A 2,373-nucleotide genomic window follows, 5' to 3' on the forward strand; every position below is an offset into this window, starting at 1 on the left:
GCGATCATGATGATCATCCACGCCAGGATCGCCCAGGTGGCCGGGCGGACACGGCGGCCGGTCAGTTCGGATTCATTGCGGGAGCTCACAGTTTCGTTCTGCCGATCTCTTCGTAGTCGGACTCAGGGAGCCACCGGCTTCCCCGAGGTGCCGCGAACGGTTCCACCTAGCCCAGTGTGGTTACCCGGCTCGCCTCGCACGGTGCCAAAAAGCGTCTCCTGCCCGAGTCGGACCGGGGCGATAGCCGGCCCCGTTTCTTTCATTTCGCGGAGTTGGATGCTGCGCTTTCTAAAGCAGATATCGAGGCTGCGAAGTGCTCCTCAACCGTTCAGTTCAGGCCAGCATAGGAGTGCAGACCGGAGACCACGATGTTGATAAAGAACAGATTGAAGATGAGCACCGCAAACCCGGCGAGGTTGATCCAAGCGGCCTTCTTGGGGCCCCAGCCACTGGTGGCACGGGCGTGCAGATAGCCGGCGTAAAGGACCCAAGAGACGAAGGAGGCAGTCTCTTTGGGGTCCCAGCCCCAGAAGCGACCCCACGCGCCCTCGGCCCAGACAGCGCCCAGCAGGATGCCCACGCTGTAGATCGGGAATGCGATCACAGCGGTGCGATAGGCCAGTCGGTCGAGAGTGTCGGCATGCGGTAGTGGGCGGGAAAGCCCAGAGCTCCAGCCCGTTTCCTGACCCTGCGGTTGCCACACCCGGATCAGGTACATGATCGAGGCGACGCCGGATATCAGCAGTATGGCCGATCCCAGCGAGATGATCGAGACGTGGATGGGCAGCCAGTACGACTGCAGTGCCGGCACGACGGGAGAGGCTTCGGAATACAGGTTGGTGCCGCCGAAAAACAGCAGGATCAGAACCGGTACCAGTACGAATGGCCAGGCCACCTGTAGGGCCGGCTTGCGCAGGAAAATCAGCCCGGCGCCCACTCCCAGCAGCGTGGTGGCCAGAATGAACTCGTACATGTTGCCCCACGGGAAGCGACCTGTGGCCACCCCGCGCAGGATCAGCGCAGCCGCTTGGAAGAGGAAGGCGATGATGATGAATAGCTGTGCGATCCGTGCCCAGCGGACACTGCCTGCGGACTCACGGTCCTCGTCTCCGGTGTCGGTGAGAGAGGTTGATTCTGTGAGCCCGGGCCCACCGGCACCCACTAGGTTCCGGCTTGATTTAGTCACCTTGGCTACCCGGAATCCGGCGTAGTAGATCAACGATGCGACAAGCGCCAGCACGTATAGACCGAACGCGGACCTATACGCCAGGTCGCTGTAGGTGGAGAGCGTCTCGTTGACAGGCAGTCCCTGCGCGAGAATTACAGTGTTCACCGGATGTTGTCCTTCCACGAAGCGTCGGGGTCGGCGCCTCGACTAGATGCAGTGTCGCTAGGTTCGGGCAAGACGGGTGTAGCAGTAGCAATGGTGGCCAGCCGGTCCCGGAGGTCGTCGAATTCCCGGCCCCAGCCCGATCTGTCCGTCTTAGCGAGGCCACCCAGGTCGACGCGGGTCGCCTGGGCCCCGTCGACAATGACCCGTGCCCAGATCCTTCGGCGACGGACCATCAACGACAGGACGAGTCCACCCACCATGACGGCAGCGAACACGCCCACCCAGATCTGAGTAGGGTCCTCCGAGACCTGGATGTTGATGAACTCGTCGGCTCCATCGAAGCGAACCTCGGTGCCATCGGGCAGGGTCGTGGATTCGCCGGGCATGAGGTTGACGCGGGCCCTACGCTCCAACGCGCCCGACTCCATTAGGTCGGGGTCCAGCGAGAAGATCGACTGTGCGCCGCCATTGTCCAGGCCGGCGTTGCCCTGGTAGACGTCGATCGCCACCGCCGGGTCGTCCATCCGCGGGAAACGGGAGCTGAGTATGTTGCCGTCGAACGAGGCGGTCGGTGCGAACAGCCCCTGGATGGCGATCTGCTGCTCAAGGCGATCGTCGATGTCCGGGTACATGCCGGCTGGCGGATCAAAGCGCATGATGCCGGAGGAGAGAAAAGTCAACAGGTCCGTCGGTTGCCACTGCACTGTGTCTGTACGGGTCTCGCCGTTGGGGAACGTGACCGTGAACGTGGGCGCGAAGCCGTGACCTTGGAGGTAAACACGAGTACCGCCGATGCGCAGCGGGTGGTTGACCTGCAACGTGTAGGGATCCCATGTGTCTGGATCGGTGGTAGTGACCTCCTCACTGAAGCGAATGTTGGAGGTGAACATCTCCGCCTGGCCATTGGGTAGATAGTCGGTACGGAAGTCTTCGACCTTGATACAGAACGGCGCCAAGTCAGTGCCGTCTACCAGCAGACCTGCCCGGAACGAGTCGTACGCACTAGCCCCGGTGATTCACGGGGATCTGCGAATTTTCGG

Annotated in this window: 1 protein-coding gene and 1 pseudogene; both read right to left on the reverse strand. The window is 62.1% G+C overall.

Going from position 1 to position 2,373, the window contains the following annotated elements; genetic code table 11:
- Positions 1–328 precede the first annotated feature (328 nt).
- A complete protein-coding gene (gene ccsB, locus G6030_RS14350) occupies positions 329–1,333 on the reverse strand; it encodes a c-type cytochrome biogenesis protein CcsB (RefSeq protein ID WP_017836393.1) in 1,005 nt (334 codons plus the stop codon).
- Positions 1,330–2,337 (reverse strand): annotated as a pseudogene (locus G6030_RS14355) (cytochrome c biogenesis protein ResB); the annotation flags it as partial. The gene ccsB and the pseudogene G6030_RS14355, both read right to left, overlap by 4 nt.
- Positions 2,338–2,373: the final 36 nt, after the last annotated feature.

The sequence above is a fragment of the Dietzia sp. E1 genome, from assembly GCF_014145015.1.
In the GTDB taxonomy this organism is placed as follows: Bacteria; Actinomycetota; Actinomycetes; order Mycobacteriales; family Mycobacteriaceae; genus Dietzia; species Dietzia cinnamea_A.